The following is an 18,543-nucleotide window of genomic DNA, read 5'->3' as shown; positions in this document are numbered from 1 at the left end:
AGCAGGCTCACTCCTACATTTGGAATGCATTCCCTTGTAGGAGTGAGCCTGCTCGCGATAGGGCCATCAATCACAACACCCCCCCTGTCATTTGACCAACCCCAACCGCTCATGCCACTGCGCAATCGACTCCTCGGGATACACCGCAAACTGCTTGTCCTTGGGCTTCGCATCTACCTCAACCCAGGGCGCCTTCGACCCCAGCATCAAATGTGTGTGCTGCGGCGGCACCGGCAGTGGCGTATCGATGGCCGAGGCGAATGGATGAATCAACTCCGGCCATTCCGGGCTGAACAGCCACAAGCCGCTGCCGCACTGTGAGCAGAAATGCCGCTCGGCGGTGCTGCGATGGGCACGTTTTTCACCTGCTTCCTTCATCTTCGCGTGGTAGATGCTGATGTGCTTGCGCCCCTGAACCTTGAGGCTGGCCGCATCGCCACCGAGGTTGATCGCGTAGCCGCCACCGCCCTGAGTCTTGCGGCAGATCGAGCAGTAGCAGCGTTGATAGGGGTAGGGATGGGCGCTGGTCAGGCTGAAAGTGACGGCGCCGCAATGGCAGGAGCCTTCGAGGTGCATGTTGGGCCTCCGGTTGGCTGAAGTGGGTGCGGTTGAGCCTAGAAGATTTGTGGTGATCATGTTGACGCCTTCGCGAGCAAGCCCGCTCCCACAGGGGAACGCATTTCAAAGTGTGGGAGCGGGCTTGCTCGCGAAGAACGATAACGCGGTGCCACTGGACGCCTGCTCAAGGCCCGGTCAGCATGTCCCAAAAAAAGGCACCCCAACCCATGCGAAGACTCCCCTCACTGGCCGCCCTGCGAACCTTCGAATGCGCCGCCCGCCACGCGCATTTCGGCCGGGCTGCCGCCGAGTTGTGCGTCACCGACAGCGCGGTCAGCCACCAGATCCGTCAGCTCGAAGAGCAGCTCGGCGTCTCGCTGTTCATCCGCGAAGGCCGGCAGATTCGCCCGACCATCGCCGCCGGACGCTTGATGCAAAGCCTGCAACAGGCCTTCGAACTGATCGGCGAGGCCTGCGATGAACTGCGCGATCCTTCCTCGCTGGCGGTGTTGCGCCTGGCGGTCACCGCCGAGCTGGCGCAAAAGTGGCTGATGAACCGCCTCACCGATTTCTACGCACGCTATCCGCACATCACCCTGCATCTCTACGAACAGCCGATCGACGCCAGCGCGCCGGGCGAAGACATCGACCTGGCGATCACCTACGGCACCGGCCCGGTGGACAGCAGCGCCTACTTCGTACGGCCGTTACCAGCGCTGCAATTTTTCCCGGTGTGCAGCCCGGGGCTGTTCAACCAGGGCACTCTGAAAACCCCGAAAGACCTGGCGCGCCACTGCCTGCTGCATGACGATCAGGACGGCAAGACCTGGACCGCCTGGCTCACCAGTCACGCCGGCGATCTGCGCCCGCAGCGCCAGTTGTATTTCGCTCACGCCGGTCTGGCGCTGGAAGCTGCGGCACAGGGGCAGGGTGTGGCGATGGGCGACAACCTCACCGCGCAGGAGGACTTGCTGAGCGGGCGGCTGGTGCGGCCGTTCGCATCGAGCATGACCGCGCTCGGCCAATACGCGCTGGTCTGCGAGCGGCTGCGCCTGGAGCGGCCGGCGGTGGCGCAGATGCTTGAATGGTTCAACGATCAACTGGCCGATTGATGAGTTGAATTCAACTGTTCCGCAATATTCATCGTTGGCGGGCCAGCCGTCCGCGATCGTAGCCTGTGGTCATTCCCAACCCCAAGACGAGGTTTGACCATGGCACGTTTGCTCGACTCCACCCCCAAGCGCGACGGCTTCCGTCTGCCCGGCGAATTCGAAGCCAAGTCCGGCTGCTGGCTCGGCTGGCCGGAGCGCACCGACGTGTGGCGCAACGGCGCGAAACCGGCGCAGAAAGTCTGGGTGCAGATCGTCACCGCCATCGCGCAGAGCGAACCGGTCACCGTCTGCGCCTCCGCCGCGCAATTCGCCACCGCCCGCCGCCAGTTGCCGCCGCAAGTGCGCGTGGTCGAGATGACCTGCAACGACACCTGGTTCCGCGACAGCGGTCCGTGCTTCGTGGTCAACGACCAGAGCGGCGAAGTGCGCGGCGTCGACTTCGAATTCAACGCCTATGGCGGCCTCGACGGCGGGCTGTACTACCCGTGGGACAAGGACGATCAGATCGCCAGCAAGATCCTCGAAATCGAACGCTTCGACCGTTACCGCGCACCGCTGATAGCCGAACTCGGCGGCATCCAGAGCGATGGCCAGGGCAGCATCCTCACCACCGAACAGTGCCTGCTCAACCGCAATCGCAACCAGCATCTGGGCAAGGACGAGGTCACTCGACGCCTGACCGATTACCTCGGCGCCGAACAGGTGATCTGGCTGCCACGCGGCTGCAAGTTCGACGAGACCGATGGCCATGTCGATGACCTCGCCTGCTTCGTGCGCCCCGGCGAAGTGGTGCTGCAGTGGACCGACAACCGCGACGATCCGCAATGGGAAATCTATCAGGAGGCCTACGACATCCTGCGCAGCATCCGCGACAGCCGTGGTCGCGAGTTGATCGTGCATAAACTGCCGCAACCGGACGTGCTGGAGTGGACCGCTGAGGAAGCCGAAGGCCTCGATCAGCAGGACAGTACCCACACCCGCCAGGCCGGCACCCAAATCTGTGCGTCGTATATCAACTACTACGCCGGCAACAGCTCGATCGTGGTGCCGCTGTTCGGTGATCGCAACGATCAGGTGGCGCTGGCGACCCTCGCCGAACTGTTCCCGCAGCACAAGATCGTCGGCATCGAAAACTCCCGGGAAATCCTCCTCGGTGGCGGCAACGTCGCGTGCATCACCATGCCGCAATACGCCGGCACGTCTAATCGCAAGGGGGTGTGATGATGGGCCTGCACAAACTGACTCAAGCGTTATTGCTGGTGCTTGCACCCCTGTGTGTGCAGGCCGCCGACCCCGCCAGACCGGTGGTCAATCTGTATATCTGGGGCGAGTACCTGGCCCCGGATACCCTGAAGAACTTCGAGGCGCAGACCGGTATTCATGTGGTCGCCGATCACTTCGATTCGCTGGAAACCGTGGAGACCAAACTGCTCACCGGACGCAGCGGGTATGACCTGGTACTGACCGCCGGCCAGCACCTGTCGCGGGCCATTGAAAGCGGTGCGATCCAGCCGCTGGACAAGGCCCGGGTGCCGCATTTTGCCGGAGTCGGTGACGAGTTCCGCCAGCACATGGCGGTGTTCGATCCGGGTAACCGTTACGCCGGGATCTACGCCTGGGGCACCACCGGTGTAGGTTATCAGGAGCAGGCAATCAAGCAGCGTCTGTCGAACGCGCCGACCGACAGCTGGGCGATGCTGTTCGACCCGGCGGTGGTCTCGAAATTTGCCGATTGCGGAGTGAGTCTGCTCAACGATCCGAACGAGGTGTTCGCGGCGGTCATGAAGTACCTGGGCCTGGACATCAACCGGCAGAACCTTGATGACTTGAAACTCGCCGAGCAGCAACTGGCGAAGATCCGCCCGTACATTCGCTACTTCGACAACGACCTGAACATCAGCGACCTGGCCAACGGCAACACCTGCGTGGCGATGTCGTGGAACGGCAACGTGGCGATTGCAGCCGGGCAGGCGCAAGCGGCGAACAAGCCGTTCCAGCTCAGTTACCGCATCCCCAAAGAGGGCACGTTGATCTGGTTCGACGCCATGGTCATTCCCAAGGATGCGCCGCATCCGCAGGCGGGGCTGGCGTTGATGGATTACCTGATGACCCCTGAGGTGATCGCGCCGATCACCGACACCATCCACTACGCCAATGCGATCACGGCGGCGGATGGTCTGGTGGATGCATCGATCCGTAATGATCCGGGGACGTATCCGTCGGAGGCGGTGCGGGCTTCGCTGTACAGCAAGAATGACAATGGCAAGGCGTTCAATCGGGCTTTGATTCGGGCGTTCAGCAAGTTGAAATCCGGCCTCTGAAAAGCCAACCCTCACCCCAGCCCTCTCCCGGAGGGAGAGGGAGCCGACCGAGGAGTCTTGCGTAATACATTGACCTGAAAATCCTGGGCGACTATGGATTCGCAGCAGCTATTACAGGTCGGCAAACATCTCCAGTCTCCCCCAGTCAGTTCCCTCTCCTGGAAGGACAGGGAGCCAACCGGGGCGACTATGGATTCACAGCCGCTATTTCAGGTCGGCGGATATCTCCAATCTCCCCCAGTCAGTTCCCTCTCCCTCCGGGAGAGGGCTAGGGTGAGGGCAGCGGTTTTGGCACGCGCCACAAATACCACGCCGCCACCGTCCGATACGGACTCCACGCCAAGCCGATCTCGATCATCTGCCTGCGCGTCGGCTGTACCTCCAGCGCCTTCAATCGGCGATAGCCCTCGCGCACGCCAAAATCATCCGCCGGCAGAATATCCATGCGCTCCAGGCTGTAAATCAGCAGCATCTCCACGGTCCAGCGGCCAACCCCGCGCAGGCTGACCAGGCGTTCGATCAGCGCTTCATCGTCCATCGCCAGCGCGGTGGGATAATCCGGCACCATACCGTCCAGCGTTGCCCGGGCGATGCCCTGAATGGTCGCAATCTTGCCCGCCGAAAAACCGCAACCGCGCAGTTGATCGAAGTCGGTCGCGAGGATCTGTTCCGGCCGGGGAAACGTCTGCCCCGGAAACAGCGCCACCAGACGCCCGACAATCGCATCCCCGGCCTTGGCGTGCAGTTGCTGATAGGCAATCGCCCGCACCAGCGATTCGTAAGGGTCACGCGCCGGGTGCGGTTGATGCAGGCACTGGCCGACGGCTACAACGTGGCGCTGCCAGTCCTCGTCGAGCGCGGCCAGAAATTCGCTGGCCGCCTGATAACGATCCGTCATGCTATTTCAGCAGTCCGTTGACTTCGCCGTAGGTCAGCGCCTTCAGGTCGTGGGTGTCGAGCTTGCCGCTGGCGAGGAAGCTTTTCACCAGCGAATCCATCGCGCCGTAGAGGAACTCGGCGATCCCGGACCCGGCGCTCAAGCGCCGCACGCCCAGAGCTTGCAGCTCGGTCGGCGACGGCAGGCAGGCGAAGCCGAGCACGTTCACCGGCAGTGACGTGCCCTTGCAGATTGCCTCGATTTCATAAGCGGCGGTCACGCCAGCGGCAAACAAGCCATCGGCCCCGGCGGCCTGGTACAACGCTGAACGGTGCAGGGTTTCGGCGACGCGATCCTCGGCCGGTACCAGGCCCTTGAGGTAGACGTCAGTGCGCGCGTTGATGAACAGCTTCACACCACGCTTCTGAGCGACTTGCCGCGCCACTTCAATCTTGCGCGCCAACAGCTCCGGGGCGCCGCTGCCGTCCTCGATATTGATCCCGACCGCACCGGCGGCGAGCACCGCGTCGACCACTTCGGCCACACGGCCAAGGTCATCCGAATAACCCGCCTCGATGTCCACGCTCAGCGGCACCTGGATCACCCGCGCGATGGATTCCACGGTTGAAATCAGCCGTTCAAGGGGCAGGGTGTTGCCGTCTGGATAGCCATGCGCCCAAGCGACTGCCGCGCTGCTGGTGGCGACCGCTTGCCCACCCGCGTGCTCGACCAGCCGCGCGCCGGTGGCGTCGGCGACGTTGGTCAGGATCAGCAGACGTTCCTGGTGTAACTGGTGGAACCGAGTGTCGAGCGCGTTCATCGAAATCCCTTCTTGTGAGTGGTGCGAAGCGTCAGAAAGCCAGTGGTTGCGTGAGCTGCACCGCAGCGTTTTCCAGCCTCAGCAAAAACGCCTTGCGCGGCTGTCCACCACCATAGCCGGTCAGCGAACCGTCCGCACCGATCACCCGATGGCACGGGACCACGATCGACAGCCGATTGTGCCCATTGGCCAAGCCTACCGCGCGACTGGCGCCGGGTTTGCCCAGGCGTGAGGCGATGGCGCCGTAGGTGCTGGTCTGGCCATAAGGAATTTGCAGCAGTTGCTCCCAGACTTGCTGGTCGAACGCGCTGCCGGGCAGATGCAGCGGGACGCTGAATGCACTGCGCGTCCCGGCAAAATATTCGTTGAGTTGCTCTTCGATCTGCCGCAAAGGCGCGTTGTGTCCCGGGGCGACCACGTAGCCATGACGGCTTTGCAGCTCTTCGACTTCGCGGGTCAGAGCCGGGCGATCGAGAAACTCCAGCAACACCAGTCCGCGACGTTCGGCCATGGCGATCATCGGCCCCAGCGGCGTGGTCAGGCGGGTGAACAACAGTGGTTCACTGTTGGCCGCGCGGCCCGGGGTGATGTGGAACGACTTCTGGAACGCATCGCGAAAACCGCTGAGCGATTCATAGCCTGAGTCGAACGCCGCATGGTCAATCGAGGTGCCTTGGCGAATCCCGCCCAGCGCCATACCGAGCCGGCGCGTGCGCAGCCACGAATGAAAGGTCATGCCGAAATGCTGCTTGAACCAGCGCCGCAGCTTCAGCGGTTCGATGCCTTCGGCCAGCAGTTGCGCATCGCTCCAGCGCATTTCCGGGTCGGCATCGACGGCGGTGAGCAGGCGCTGCACCCAGTCGGGGGCGATGGCTGCGGCGTCCAGCGGCTTGCAGCGCAGGCAGGCGCGATAACCGGCGCTCAAGCACTCATCGGCATGGGCGAAGAATTCGACGTTCTCCGGTTTCGGCTTGCGCGCCGTGCAGCTAGGGCGGCAGAAGATCCCGGTAGTTTTCACGGCCGTGAAGAACACCCCTTCGTAGGCGGTGTCGCGTTCGAGCATGGCGCGAACCATCTCGGCGTGGGGCGGCAGGAGTGCGGTTTGTATGTTCATGGCCAGAGCTTAAATCGAGGATTTCGATGGCTCCACCGAAAAATCGACAGTGAATTTTTTCGATTCTGCACCACAATCAGCGGATCGCCGATTCGCTGGAGCCAACCATGCCACCGTTCATCATTCAACACATCGATCACATCGTCCTGCGTGTCGCCGATCTGCAACGCAGTATCGAGTTCTACCGCCAGGTCTTCGGCGCCGAGGTGGTCAGGCACAACGAACCATTGGGGCTGGTGCACCTGCGCGCCGGCACCTCGATGATCGACCTCGTCGACTTGCAAGGCGAACTCGGCAAAAAGGGTGGCGCGGCGGCCGGTGCCGAGCGGCGCAACGTCGATCACTTCTGCCTGCGCATCGAGCCGTTCGATGAATCTGCGCTGACCGAGCACTTGCAGGCGCACGGTCTGACTGTGGAAAAAGCCGCCAGACGCTTCGGCGCCGAGGGCTACGGCCTGTCGTTGTATTGCTTCGACCCGGACGGCAATCAGGTCGAACTCAAAGGGCCGTCCGAGGCCTAGGTATCACGCGCGTTTCGCCAGCAACAACACCGAAGCCGCCGCCGACAACAGCCCTGCGCAGCAACGGTTGAAGATCCGTTTGCCGCGCGGCTCGGCGAACCAGCGGCGCATGTGCAGGCCCATCCACGCGTAGGCGCCGATGGCAATCCATTCCAGCAGCAGAAACAGCGCGCCGAGCACGGCGAATTGCGCCGGCACCGGGCGGCTCGGATCAACGAATTGCGGCAGAAACGCGGTGAACAACAGGATCGCCTTCGGATTGCCCGCCGCCACCAGAAACTCCTGACGTGCCAGCCGCCAGAACCCCACCGACGCTCCGTCCATCTGCTGCTCAGCCTCGGGGTTGGCCCGCCACAGTTGCCAGGCCAGGTACAGCAAGTACGCCGCGCCAATGATCTTGATCGCATGGAACAGCCATTCCGAGGTCTGCAGCACCACCGACAGCCCCGCGCCGGCGAGGGCGATCATTGCGGCGAATGCAACGATTCGCCCGATACCGGCGGCGCAGGCCCGACGATAGCCATAGCGGGTGGCATTACTGACCGACAGCAGGTTGTTCGGGCCGGGGGCCATGTTCAGGGCGAAACAGGCCGGGAGAAACAGCGAGAGCGTGGCGAGATCCATGGGCTTGGGCTCCGGAAACGATGACGCTTTTTTATCACAGGCTGCGGGCGCGCTGACCCGTACAGTCACGTGCTGCTGTCGCGGTACAGCATTGGCAGCCCTTTAATCGAGTCGAACTTTTCTGATTCTTCAGAACTCTGAAAGGTCAGAAGGTGCTGGTTTCGTCAGAAAAATCTGTGCGCCAAGTCAGAAAAAGGCGTTTGCCGTGTAATATCCGTCCAAAGCTGCAAACACCCTGCCGGCCCCGAAGCGGCCCCACCAAGAGCGATCTACATGCAAGCAAAGGCCCGTGAAGTTTATGTGCCACCGGTGCTGCAAGATTTGCGAGCCGGCACTGCCGAACTGCACATCGCACTGGAAAAGCGTCTTCCTTTTTTCTCCGATACCCTCGATTCCAACGCTTTTTTGCGGCTGATGCAGGCCTACTACGGCTTTTATCGACCGCTGGAAAGTGCACTGCTCGACAGTGGCGTGATGCCGGTCGATTTCGATCTTGCGCCACGTCTCAAGGCACCGACCCTGTTCAATGATCTGAGGGCCCAGGGTCTGTCGGTCGAGGCTATCGCCCGTTTGCCGCTGTGTCAGGCGCTGCCCGCGATCGACTCCAACGCTGCCTGTCTGGGAGTGACGTACGTGCTGGAAGGGGCAACCCTCGGCGGGCAGATCCTGCGCCGCGAAATCGCCTCGCGGTTGAGCCTGAACGCCGACAATGGCGCGGCATTCCTCGACATTTATGGCGCCGCCACCGGCCGCCGCTGGCGCGCTTTCATTGAATACCTGGGCAGTCGATCACTGGATGCGAGCGAACGTGAAGCCGTGGTTGCGGCGGCCCGAACCACATTCAGTTGTTTCGAGCGCTGGCTCGAAAGCCGGGAGGTACTGGCATGAACCCGCAAGACCAAGAAGCCTTTGAAGAACTGCTGGCCAACTGTGCCGACGAACCGATCCGCTTTCCCGGGGCAATCCAGCCCCATGGCCTGTTGCTGACCCTGAGCGAGCCGGCGCTGGAGATCATTCAGATCAGCGCCAATGTCGAGACCCTGCTGGCACGCCCGGCGCAGGAACTGATCGGCCAGCCGCTGCACCAATTGCTGGGTGAGACGCATGCGGCGGCCGTGCGCGAGGCGTTGCAACAACCGGTATTTACCGATGCTGCACCGCTGCACTTTCGCCTCAACGGCACCGCGTTCGAAGGTCTGCTGCACCGGCATCAAGGCGTGTTGATTCTGGAACTGGAAATCCACGTTGAAAACTTCCAGCCGCGTAACGTCGCCGGTAACCAGACCCATCTGGGGCGCATGCTCCAGCGCTTGCAAGCGGCCACTTCGCTGCAGGCCCTGTACGACATCAGCGTCAAGGAAATCCAGGCGATGACCGGTTACGACCGGGTGCTGATCTACCGCTTCGAGGAGGAGGGCCACGGTCAGGTGATCGCCGAGGCGTCCGATCCGTCGATGGAAGTGTTCAACGGCCTGTTTTTCCCGGCCTCGGACATCCCCGAGCAGGCGCGCGAGCTGTACCGCACCAACTGGCTGCGGATCATCCCGAATGCCGATTACCAGCCGGTGCCGCTGGTGCCCAAGTTGCGCCCGGACACCCAGACCCCGCTGGACCTGAGTTTTGCCACTCTGCGTAGCGTCTCGCCGATTCATTGCCAGTACATGAAGAACATGGGCGTGCTGTCGTCGATGAGCATCTCGCTGCTCAAGGGCGACAAGCTCTGGGGCCTGATCAGCTGCGGTAATCGCCAGCCGCTGCATGTGCCGCACGAACTGCGCAGCGCGTGCCAGACCATCGGTCAGGTGCTGTCACTGCAGATCAGCGCGATGGAGGCGCTGGAGATCAGCCGCCAGCGCGAAGAGAAAGTCGAGGCGCTGGCGCTGCTCAATCAAGCGATGATCGACTCGCCGGAAAACGTCTTCGACGGTCTGGCGCAACAACCCCAAGTGCTTATGGCGCTGGCCGGGGCCGGGGGCATTGCGATCATCGAAGACAAGCAATTGCACCGTTATGGCAACTGCCCGGAGCCGGAAGACATTCGCGCCCTGCACAAGTGGTTGCAGAACACCGGCGAGCCGGTATTCGCCAGCCATCATCTGGCGAGCGTTTATCCGCCAGCCGCGCAGTTTCAGCAAGTGGCCAGCGGCGTGCTTGCCATGAGCCTGCCCAAACCGGTGGACAACGGGGTGCTGTGGTTCCGTCCCGAGGTCAAGGAAAACATCAACTGGAGCGGCGACCCGCGCAAACCGCTGGATCTGGAAAATTCCGACGCCGGCCTGCGTCTGCGTCCGCGTACTTCGTTCGAAATCTGGAAAGTCGAGATGGCCGGAATCTCCGCCAAATGGAGTCACGGTGATCTGTTTGCGGCCAATGACCTGCGCCGTTCGGCACTGGAAAACGACCTCGCCCGTCAGGTGCGCCGTGAGCAGGAGGCGGTGCGCGCCCGTGATGAACTGGTGGCGGTGGTGTCCCATGACCTGCGCAACCCGATGACCGTGATTTCCATGCTCTGCGGCATGATGCAGAAGACCTTCAGTTCCGACGGCCCGCACACCTCGCGGCGCATCTCCACGGCTATCGACACCATGCAGCAGGCAGCTGGGCGGATGAACACGCTACTGGAAGATCTGCTCGACACCTCGAAGATCGACGCCGGGCGTTACACCATCGCCCCGCAGACCCTGGATGTCGGGCAAATGTTCGAGGAGACCCAGTCGCTGCTCGGGCCACTGGCGCTGGACAAGGACATCAATATCTCGTTCGAGGCCGATCCCGACCTGAAAATCCACGCCGACCCGGAGCGCCTGTTTCAGGTGCTGTCGAACCTGATCGGCAACGCGATCAAGTTCACCCCGCGCAAAGGTTCGGTGGGCGTGTTGGCCAAGTCTGACGGCAAAGAGATCGTGTTTACCGTGCGCGATACCGGCGAAGGCATTCCCAAGGAAAACCTGGCGCGGGTGTTTGATCGCTACTGGACGGTGAAGGAGGGCAACCCGACCGGAACCGGACTGGGCTTGTACATCACGCAGGGGATTGTTGAAGCCCATGGCGGGCGGATCGAGGCCAGCAGTGAGCCGGGTGAGGGCACGGAGTTTCGGTTTACGGTGCCGGCGATGCTCTCCGGGGAATGAAGAAATCCGTGCCACGTTAAACGGGGCACGGATTTTGGGTGGTTAGCCCAGATCGCTCAACGACATGAACACGTGTTTCGGCATCGGTACAAATCGATTGTTGCGCAGTTGGCTGATCGCATACACCGCGCTGGCGGTACGACCATTGCCGTCGCCGAAGCCTTGAAAACCGGCGATGGCCGCCAGCAAGTGTTTGTCGACGTGCTCATGGGCGGCATCGAGCGTCTTCAGATGTTGTTCCAGCGAAGCATAACCGCTGATGCTGCCACCATATTTTGTTGGCTGTCCTACCTCGCGCACAGACTCCGCCAGTTGAGGCACCAGTCGAGCGTGGATCTCTTTGACCACGTTCGCATCGGTGAGCGATTTATTGTTGCTCGTATACTCGCGCAGGATCGCGACAATGTGCTCCAGTTCGTTGTCGGAGGACGAACCCTTGACCATCCAGGCTCCGGCTCTCTGCGCATTGTCGGTGAAACCCTGCGGGTTGAACGCCGTTTCGGGCATCACGTCGCTGTAGGGTGGCTTGCCCAGATCCGTCTTCAAGACGCTTTGCTGATGATTCTTCAGATAGATGACTTTCCTGGATTCAAGCTCGGCCATTGATCCAAGTATTTCCGAATAGTCACCAGCTTTTGTAGTGAACTTTGTGCCGTTGAACCGGGGGCCTCTGCGTTTGGTGAAGCTGATCAGCACGTCGTTCGCCGCGGCATGACCTATTAACGATTCCAGTTGCTGGAATCCCTTTGAGGACTGAGTCGCTTCCCTCGTTGCAGCGTTGAACAGATGCTGCAGTTCTGTCGCATTGCCGCCCTTGGGTATGGAAACAACGTCCTGGCTCAGGCGTGTGACGAGCTGTTCGACTGTTTCGAGTGCATCATCCTTGAACAATGCCCGTGCATGCGCCAGCGTCGGCAACGTCATGCGAATCTCTGCTGCAGCGCCGGTCTTGCTCAGTGCCTTGACCAGGTCGTACGAGCCGCTGCTGGTACTGCTCAGCGCTCGGAGTTGTCCGGCTCCGGCCCGGATGACGGTATGGCCGAAATGGCTGAGTTTCATCACGCCTTTGCCGACCAGTCTGGCACCACCGTAAACCAGCTTCGGAACGCCATCGAGCGGATTGAACACCGACAGCGCTACGCTTGCGCCGACCTTGCTCAGGCTTAACAGTCTTGTACTGCTGCCCAGCGCCTTGCCGAACGGCCCCAGGGCTCCGGCAAAGACGAAGAGGATCGCGGTCAGGTCCATCACACAACTGAATATGGCGCCGCTGCGAAGATCCGGGTCACTGGAGGACAGGCCCCTGATGCATTGGCGGAACGGGATGACGACGTCGAGAATGGTTTCGGTGATGTTGTCCCAGTCATCAAGATTCTTCTCCAGGGCGGTTTTGTCGTAACTGATTGCATAAAACTGATCGTAATGGGTCGGCGGATTATGTTCGGCAATGATTTCGCCGATCTTGTTGAAACGTTCCGAGTTGAAACTGTGCATAGGGCTACGCGTAAAGGGTAGCGCGTCGTCAGGCTCATCGAATTCGGCAAAGCGTTCGAGAATGATGCCCGGCCTGTCTCGCAGCTCCTCGCCCAAGGGGGCCTGGCCTTCGAAGTAGGCGGTTTTTTCGATTCGCGTATGAAGATACGTCAGCGACTTGAAGTCGTTGTCGCCGTTCGGCCCTTCGGTAAACCATCCGATCTCATCGAGTGTCTGGCCGCGGACGTAGGCCTCAGCAAGAGCCGGATTATTGCGGCAAATGCCTTGCAGGGGGAATATTTCAAAACAGTAGAACTGCAATCCATACTTGCAAAACAGCATGTTGCCGAAGTGCGCTGTTTTACGTGGATCAAACGGCACAAAGCTGCTGTTTATCGGGGTTTGTATGGAGAAATCGCGAACGGTGAATATGGCCACCTTGCCGAATTCAAGTGCCATCCGTTCTTCCAGTGACAATCGTGAAAGTGTCAGACGCACAGTGGTATTGATGGCTGTTTTGTATTGCTTGAAGTGTTCTTTTACTTTTGCCTTGTAAATGTCGTTGATTGGTTCGAGTGTCAGCAGATCCGGATACGCCTTGTAGATACTTGTGCCGGATTGCCTGTCATAGCCCTTTTTGAACAGCAAGTTGCGGGTCATGTAAACATCAAGCACGGAATGATAATGGCGTTCGTATCCGTATTCGACCGGCAACGCTATTTGCATCATCGGATCGCAACCAACGTCGTACAGCTCGGCCTTCGCCAGCTTGCGCCGGCTGACCGGTGGGGTGGCAATCGTTGTCAGTGCGGCGTTGATCGCCTCGATGTGGGCGTTGTATTGGCTGGCTGCCTGCTTGAACAGTTCCTGAGTTGGCAGGTCATTGGCATTCTCCGGTTCCAGGCCATTCAGCATCGACCAGTCCATGATGCCTTGCAGGTTCGCCCAGTCATGCAGGGTCTGCTGTTGGGCACTAGTGGGCAAGATCGCGCCCAATTCAAGCAGCTTGTCATAGGACATCTGACTGGACAGGCCAGGCGCGATGCTCTCGGCCAGACTTACCGATTTGCGCAGAATTACCCAGCCTGGCGTGCCGATCTGTAGCGTCGTGGGTGTTCTGACCAGGAACTCAGGTGCAAGTCCGGCGAGGATCAGTTCCAGCGTCATGGGAACTGCATATTCCTTGATACGTCGGCGTCCGAGTGCCTGTTCCAGTGCCAGGTTGACCTCATGGGAGGTAGCCTGCACGTAACCTGGGTTATAGATATTCTGCTCGATGAAGTTCTGGTTCTTGTCTTCGCGACCCAACGACAAATCCAGCATGACCGCTGCGACCAGCAGGCGACTGCGCTGCGCTGTGCTCAGCACAGTCGCATTGGCCATGGACGGTCCATTCAACGCTTCAAGGCAGGACTGGACGAAAGCTCTGGCTTCTTCGGTCTCGATCAGCAGTGCCCAGGCGCGACGCGGGTATTCACGCAGGGCTGTCGGCGTCTCTTTCTTGAGCAGTGCAGCCGCCAGATAATTGATCAGCGGTTCCGCGCGCGGCTCGCCCTTGTCCATCAACTTATGGATGACCTGGTAGATAGCCGATTGCTGATCTTCGTCGATGCACAGCTCTGTTGCGCCGGTTTCGTTCGATATCCCCCAGTAGTTGCCATGCGTGGGCGGCAGCGGCAACGTCAGTTCGAGCCAGGCAATCAGGTTTTGCAACTGGTCTGCGGTCTCGGGCAGGTTCAGTTGCTGGAACTGCAGCCAGTTGAGCAAGGGCAGACGGTCGCTTGAAGACACGATGCCGCCTGTCATGACTGCACTGCTGGCCAGCAGTTGCAGGTCGGCTTTCAACGAATCAATCTCGTTGATCTGCTGGGTGATATCAATGCGCTCGATAAACGTCCCGACAGTTGTTTCGATTTCATGGACTTGAAAGATTTCGCCCTTTTTATTGACCAGTGTCCAGTTGTCATCATTGATTTCTAACGTATCGACGATTGCAACGAATTGTGGCTGACGTACCAGTTGGCGCAGGACGATGTGTGCCGAAAAATGCGCTTGATTGAATAGACTTCCCTCAAGAGTCGATATGCACAGTTGTTTGTTATTAACACGGTTGGTGGGGTAGGCATAGTTGTCGCTGGCCTTGGCCTTTTCCCACTTTTCGAGCATGGCTCTCATTGTCTGCGCAATATCACGTCGCTCAAGTTGCTCACTTGATAGAGGTGCTGGGGTAAAAAGATTGGTTGAAGTCGTCATTGGGTGTCAGTCCATCCATGGCTATATAGGTGGGTCAATAAACGGGTACCGCGAAGATTTGTTTTCGCGTGGCGACTATATCGGCGCAACCAGGGTTTGTTTTGCAGTATTGGTTTCAACGTATGTTTCGTGTCGGTCGATACGAGGGCAATTTTGTTCAATACAGCAGGCCGTGCCTTAGTTAGCCTGAGTCTCTTTCTCCCCACTCTGCAGCAGGTGCGTAATGAGTCTGATTGTGTCGATGGCGGCGTTTGCGCTGGTGGCGTCCATAACCCCGGGGCCGGTGAATATAGTGGCGCTGAGTTCCGGTGCGCAGTTCGGCTTTCGGGCCAGTCAGCGGCACGTGGCAGGAGCGACGCTGGGTTTTGTGCTGTTGCTGGTGCTGATGGGCCTGGGGCTGCATGAGGTCCTGAAACTGTGGCCATTTCTGACCCGGGTGGTGCAATTGGCCGGGGTGGCGTTTCTGTTGTTCATGGCCTGGAAACTGGCTGCCGATGACGGCCAGTTGCATGCCGGCGAGGCGGGTCGGGCGCCGTCGATGTTGTACGGCGCGGTGATGCAATGGCTCAACCCGAAAGCCTGGCTGGCGTGTGTGGCAGGGATGGGCGCGTTTGTCGCCGATGGCGAGGCACGGCTGGTCTGGCAGTTCGCCGCGGTGTATCTGGTGATCTGTTATCTGTCGGTCGGTTGCTGGGTCTATGCCGGGACGTTTCTGCGTGGGTATCTGGGCAATCCGAAGGGGATGCGCCTGTTCAATCGGTTGATGGCCTTGTTGCTGGCGGCGAGCGCGGGTTATCTGCTGTTGCCGTGAGCCCGGCGCCAGGATCAGCCGCGATATTGGCCGGGTGTCGCCGCCAGATGCTGTTTGAATGCGCGCTGAAAATGCGCCTGATCGGCAAACCCTGCTTCCAGCGCGACATCGGCAATCAACTGGCCGCTGCGCAGGCGTTCGCGGGCGAACTGGATGCGCTGGTTGACCACAAAGGCATGCGGAGTCATGCCGTAATGCTGCTTGAACGCACGGATCAGATACGACGGTGACAACTGCGCCGCCGTGCAGATGTCCTCCAGGCTGAGCAGGTCAGTGCAGTGTTCGCGGATGAAGTCAGCGGCGCGTTCGAGCTTGAAATTCGGCTCGCGCAACGGTGGTTCAGCCGGGTTCAAGCGTAGTTGCAGATCGCTGAAAAACTCCACCGCTGCGCTGTGTTTGCGCAGTACGTCCTGTTGCTCGTCGACGAGTGTGGCGTAAAGCCCTTGCAGGTCACGAAACAGTCGCGGGTCATCCAGATGAGTAGTGGAAAACCGCCGAAACTCAAGCTCGGCACTGAACCCCAGTTGATGCTGCAGATCCGTCAGCCACGGCGTCTCGACATACAGCATCAAGTACGACCACGGCTGATCATCGAGTGGGTTGCAGGCATGCACGTCGCCGGGATTCATCAGCACCACGGTGCCGGCGGCGACTTCGAACGTCGATTGCTCATGCACATAAATGCTCCGCCCGGCGGTGATCGCGCCAATCGAAAAATGCGCATGGGAATGGCGCGAGTAGCAGACCTCACGGCCATCGGCGATGGCCCGTGCCTCGATGAAGGGCAGAGCATCGTCGCGCCAGAAGCGAGGGGCTTTTTCAGGTTTTTTGGCGGCAGCGTGTTTCATCGTTATGGTTCCCGGCAGGCCAGAACCGGAGTGTATTAGCTCTGGCCGGCGAAGGCCCGTTCCAGTTCGGCGATGTCGAGTTTTTTCATCTTGAACATGGCCTGCATTGCCCGTTGCGACTTGCTGGTGTCGGGGTCCAGCATCATGTGCATGAACGCCACCGGCACGATCTGCCACGACACCCCGAACTTGTCCTTGAGCCAGCCGCATTGCTGGGCCTCGACCGGGCCGCCTGCCGACAGGTTGCCCCAGAAGTGGTCGACCTCTTCCTGATTCTGGCAATTGACCTGAAACGAAATGGCCTCACTGAACTTGAACATCGGCCCGCCGTTGAGGCCGGTGAAGGTCTGGCCGTCGAGTTCGAAACTGACGGTCATCACCGCGCCTTCCGGCTTGCCGTGAAATTCCTGGCCAACCTTGCTGTAGTGGGTCAGGCCGGTGATTTTCGAATGATCGAAGATCGAGCAATAGAACTTCGCGGCGGCTTCGGCCTGATCATCGAACCACAGGCACGGTGTGAGTTTTTGAAAGCGTTGCATGGCAGTCATCCTCGGCAGGTTAGACACGCAGGATTTACAGCGTAGTCAGTCCTTGGTCGAATGACGGTGCCGTAGATCGACAAGTGCGGCGCTTGCTGACAAACCCTGTAGGAGTGAGCCTGCTCGCGAAAGCGTCGGCACATGCGGCAACGAGCCTGTCAGACACTCCGCATTCGCGAGCAAGCTCGCTCCCACAAGGGGTTCGAGTCGCCCCGGTCAGCGCCGTTCGGCGATCAGCAACAGCGACTGTGGCACTGGGCTTTGCGGATGCTGCGGCTCTTGCAGGCTGACCAGTTGAAACCCGGCCATGTCCAGCGCGTTGCACCAACTCGACAGCGTGCGGAAATACCACGGCATCGGCTGCCACTGGCCCTTGAACCCGGCGAAGGACTCTTCACGCCAGCCATCCTGATAATCGCCGGCCGCCACGGCCCACGGATGCAGGGTCTGAATGATCATGGCGCCGCCCGGAACCAGCAACGCATGCATTGCGGCGAGCAATGGAATGATGTCCTGATGCAGCAGCGAGAAGTTGGCGCAGATCAAATCGTAGTCACGGCCAATATCAATTTCGGTGTCGACCAATGCCGCATAACTGGCCACATGTACCTTGGCCGAACCGGCCTCGCGTGCAGCCTCGATCAACGTCGCATCGCCATCGACGCCCGCCGCATCGGTACCGCGATCCGCCAGCGCCCGCAACATCCAGCCTTCGCCGCAACCCAGATCCAGCACGCGTCCCGGTTGGCGGCCCATGATCGCCAGCAGGATCGCCTGATCGGTGACCTGCTGACGGCTTTCGATGGCACCGCTGCGGATCGCGTCGATCCAGGCATCAGCGTTGGCGTGCCAGCTCTGTAACAAGATGGATTCAGGGGAGGGCATGGCGCTGTCTCCGGTATAAGCCGATATTGTGGGCGTTCGCTTGTTGGCTGCTATGTTCAAAGGCTGAACAGAGTCTGGCAGAGGATAGACACCATGAACTCATTAACTGGCGGCTGCCTGTGCGGCGATGTGCGTTTCGAAGCATCGGGCCAACCTTACCGCGTCGGCATCTGCCACTGCCTCGATTGCCGCAAACACCACGGCGCGTTGTTTCATGCCTCGGCGATATTTCCCGAGAATGCGGTGACCGTCAGCGGCAAGACCGGCGAGTATCAAGGGCGAGTGTTCTGTCCGCGCTGTGGTTCGCCGGTACTGGCGCGTTCGGGGGATGAAATTGAAGTGAATGTCGGCTCGCTGGACGCGCCGAACCAGCTCAAGCCGACTTATGAACTGTGGACCTTACGGCGCGAGTCATGGTTGCCGGCGCTGCCACTTGCGCACCACTACGAACGTGATCGCGAAGGGACGGGGCGTTCCGAGGCGTAGTACGCAGTCAAGACAGCCACCCATTCCCTCTGTGGGAGCGAGCTTGCTCGCGAAAGCGGTGGTTCAGCCAACCCGATGTCGACAGACCGATTGCCTTCGCGAGCAAGCCCGCTCCCACAGGATTTGTGTTGGATAGATAGAAGTGTGTACACCACCGACCTTGGTGGGAG

The 18,543-nt window shown here is 60.3% G+C and carries 17 protein-coding genes and 1 pseudogene; 9 read left to right on the top strand and 9 right to left on the bottom strand.

Annotated features, from left to right (window positions below):
• Window positions 1-87 precede the first annotated feature (87 nt).
• Window positions 88-576, bottom strand: coding sequence for a GFA family protein (locus tag QMX91_RS19050; protein ID WP_041067362.1), 489 nt, complete (start codon window positions 574-576; stop codon window positions 88-90).
• A 209-nt stretch (window positions 577-785) separates the two neighbouring features.
• On the opposite strand from QMX91_RS19050, the gene QMX91_RS19045 reads away from it, so the two are divergent.
• From QMX91_RS19045 to QMX91_RS19035, 3 genes are all read left to right on the top strand, one after another.
• Window positions 786-1,670 (top strand): LysR substrate-binding domain-containing protein, encoded by an 885-nt coding sequence (locus QMX91_RS19045; RefSeq protein WP_098968259.1) that lies wholly within the window; start codon window positions 786-788, stop codon window positions 1,668-1,670.
• 99 nt (window positions 1,671-1,769) lie between these two features.
• Entirely contained in the window at window positions 1,770-2,891 is a 1,122-nt protein-coding gene (aguA, locus tag QMX91_RS19040; protein ID WP_210559202.1) for an agmatine deiminase, read from the top strand.
• Window positions 2,892-2,893: 2 nt separating this feature from the next.
• Complete coding sequence (locus QMX91_RS19035; protein ID WP_139055976.1) at window positions 2,894-3,991, top strand: extracellular solute-binding protein; 1,098 nt, start codon at window positions 2,894-2,896, stop codon at window positions 3,989-3,991.
• Between the two features lie 268 nt (window positions 3,992-4,259).
• Here QMX91_RS19035 and QMX91_RS19030 read toward each other — a convergent pair whose 3' ends face one another.
• The 3 genes from QMX91_RS19030 to QMX91_RS19020 are packed head-to-tail and all read right to left on the bottom strand — an operon-like array spanning window position 4,260 to window position 6,802.
• Window positions 4,260-4,889, bottom strand: coding sequence for a DNA-3-methyladenine glycosylase (locus tag QMX91_RS19030; protein ID WP_135295515.1), 630 nt, complete (start codon window positions 4,887-4,889; stop codon window positions 4,260-4,262).
• A gap of 1 nt (window position 4,890) precedes the next feature.
• Window positions 4,891-5,688, bottom strand: a complete 798-nt coding sequence (locus tag QMX91_RS19025; RefSeq protein WP_282413186.1) for an isocitrate lyase/phosphoenolpyruvate mutase family protein — start codon at window positions 5,686-5,688, stop codon at window positions 4,891-4,893.
• A 31-nt stretch (window positions 5,689-5,719) separates the two neighbouring features.
• The gene (locus tag QMX91_RS19020) at window positions 5,720-6,802 is read right to left on the bottom strand and encodes a bifunctional transcriptional activator/DNA repair protein Ada (protein WP_223007950.1); all 1,083 of its coding nucleotides are present in this window, start codon (window positions 6,800-6,802) and stop codon (window positions 5,720-5,722) included.
• A gap of 107 nt (window positions 6,803-6,909) precedes the next feature.
• Between QMX91_RS19020 and QMX91_RS19015 the strand changes: the two genes are divergently transcribed.
• On the top strand, window positions 6,910-7,323 hold the full coding sequence (locus QMX91_RS19015; protein WP_135295518.1) for a VOC family protein: 414 nt from the start codon (window positions 6,910-6,912) through the stop codon (window positions 7,321-7,323).
• A gap of 3 nt (window positions 7,324-7,326) precedes the next feature.
• On the opposite strand, the gene QMX91_RS19010 is transcribed toward QMX91_RS19015, so the two are convergent.
• Window positions 7,327-7,947 (bottom strand): LysE family translocator, encoded by a 621-nt coding sequence (locus QMX91_RS19010; RefSeq protein ID WP_134786094.1) that lies wholly within the window; start codon window positions 7,945-7,947, stop codon window positions 7,327-7,329.
• A gap of 273 nt (window positions 7,948-8,220) precedes the next feature.
• Here QMX91_RS19010 and QMX91_RS19005 point away from each other — a divergent pair, with 273 nt between their 5' ends.
• Window positions 8,221-8,835 (top strand): biliverdin-producing heme oxygenase, encoded by a 615-nt coding sequence (locus QMX91_RS19005; protein ID WP_210559199.1) that lies wholly within the window; start codon window positions 8,221-8,223, stop codon window positions 8,833-8,835.
• Window positions 8,832-11,078: an ATP-binding protein gene (locus QMX91_RS19000; protein WP_282413185.1), complete on the top strand. Its 2,247-nt coding sequence runs from the start codon at window positions 8,832-8,834 to the stop codon at window positions 11,076-11,078. The genes QMX91_RS19005 and QMX91_RS19000 overlap by 4 nt, the downstream gene beginning before the upstream one ends.
• Window positions 11,079-11,120: 42 nt before the next feature.
• On the opposite strand, the gene QMX91_RS18995 is transcribed toward QMX91_RS19000, so the two are convergent.
• Entirely contained in the window at window positions 11,121-14,804 is a 3,684-nt protein-coding gene (locus tag QMX91_RS18995) for a hypothetical protein (RefSeq protein WP_282413184.1), read from the bottom strand.
• Between the two features lie 223 nt (window positions 14,805-15,027).
• Here QMX91_RS18995 and QMX91_RS18990 point away from each other — a divergent pair, with 223 nt between their 5' ends.
• Window positions 15,028-15,615 (top strand): LysE family translocator, encoded by a 588-nt coding sequence (locus tag QMX91_RS18990; protein WP_095139638.1) that lies wholly within the window; start codon window positions 15,028-15,030, stop codon window positions 15,613-15,615.
• Window positions 15,616-15,629: 14 nt separating this feature from the next.
• Here QMX91_RS18990 and QMX91_RS18985 read toward each other — a convergent pair whose 3' ends face one another.
• Together QMX91_RS18985 and QMX91_RS18980 are read right to left on the bottom strand one after the other, a co-directional pair.
• Window positions 15,630-16,463 (bottom strand): AraC family transcriptional regulator, encoded by an 834-nt coding sequence (locus QMX91_RS18985; RefSeq protein WP_134786097.1) that lies wholly within the window; start codon window positions 16,461-16,463, stop codon window positions 15,630-15,632.
• A gap of 35 nt (window positions 16,464-16,498) precedes the next feature.
• The gene (locus QMX91_RS18980) at window positions 16,499-17,002 is read right to left on the bottom strand and encodes a VOC family protein (protein WP_096795948.1); all 504 of its coding nucleotides are present in this window, start codon (window positions 17,000-17,002) and stop codon (window positions 16,499-16,501) included.
• Between the two features lie 83 nt (window positions 17,003-17,085).
• Between QMX91_RS18980 and QMX91_RS18975 the strand changes: the two are divergent.
• A pseudogene (locus QMX91_RS18975) lies at window positions 17,086-17,199 on the top strand (metal ABC transporter ATP-binding protein); the annotation flags it as partial.
• 19 nt (window positions 17,200-17,218) lie between these two features.
• Here the strand turns inward: QMX91_RS18975 and QMX91_RS18970 are convergent.
• Complete coding sequence (locus QMX91_RS18970) at window positions 17,219-17,887, bottom strand: class I SAM-dependent methyltransferase (protein ID WP_282413183.1); 669 nt, start codon at window positions 17,885-17,887, stop codon at window positions 17,219-17,221.
• 93 nt (window positions 17,888-17,980) lie between these two features.
• Between QMX91_RS18970 and QMX91_RS18965 the strand changes: the two genes are divergently transcribed.
• Entirely contained in the window at window positions 17,981-18,373 is a 393-nt protein-coding gene (locus QMX91_RS18965) for a GFA family protein (protein ID WP_282413182.1), read from the top strand.
• The last annotated feature ends 170 nt before the right edge of the window (window positions 18,374-18,543 follow it).

The organism is Pseudomonas sp. PS01299, from assembly GCF_029960145.1.
GTDB lineage: Bacteria > Pseudomonadota > Gammaproteobacteria > Pseudomonadales > Pseudomonadaceae > Aquipseudomonas > Aquipseudomonas putida_A.
Note: the sequence above shows the minus strand (reverse complement) of the source record. Positions and strands in the feature narration are given on the sequence as shown.